This is a genomic window from Vibrio sp. 1069 (genome assembly GCF_033340555.1).
The window spans coordinates 1-677 of record NZ_JAWOWP010000430.1; the positions used below are offsets into that span (position 1 = coordinate 1).

Annotated in this window: 1 pseudogene; it reads left to right on the forward strand. The window is 49.2% G+C overall.

The annotated features are described in order from the left end of the window. A pseudogene (locus tag R7040_RS26945) lies at nt 1-547 on the forward strand (hypothetical protein); the annotation flags it as partial. Nucleotides 548-677 lie beyond the last annotated feature (130 nt).

Here is a 677-nt window from a genome sequence, read left to right on the forward strand (position 1 = left end):
ATGTAATCAGCGTTTGATTCTGTTGGTGCTGGGTATTGGCTTGGAACAGAAGATGATTGAACACGCGCATCGTGAAGAGAAAAATGCTTTTGGGCAACTGGCGTATTTAACGGGCTTTTTTAACGCTGTGATTTCCGAAGAGGTGCAAACTCTGCAAGTAACCCTCGAAGGGCAGGCGGCGAGTGAACAAGGATGGGAGAGTCAGGAGATGGACGTGCACAGCTTCGTCGTGGCCAACATCGCGCCATTCAGTACTGTGTTAGCGCAAGGTGGCGGCGCGCCGCAGCCAGATGATGGGAAACTGCACATTACCTACCTTGATAACACTCAGTCGCTGGGTGGACGCCTAGTGGCGTTGTCGGATCTAACATTAACCAGCGTCGGTGCGCAGGATGAGTCGAATCTGTTTCAGTACGCGAGCGCGACAGGGGTAACGATTACTGCGGATAAGCCGATTGACTACGTCATCGACGGTGAGCTCTATTCTGGCCGTCGTTTAGAGATCAAGATTCGTCCTCAGGCGCTTAATGTGTTTGTTCCCAGTTAACGCCGATGAAGACGACTGCGAATAGAGTCGAATACAAACAACGACGCAAAAAACGTATCACTTGTGATGCGTTTTTTTATATCAAACGTCGACTAATGGTTGATGTAGATAGATGCAGAAAGTAAGCAAA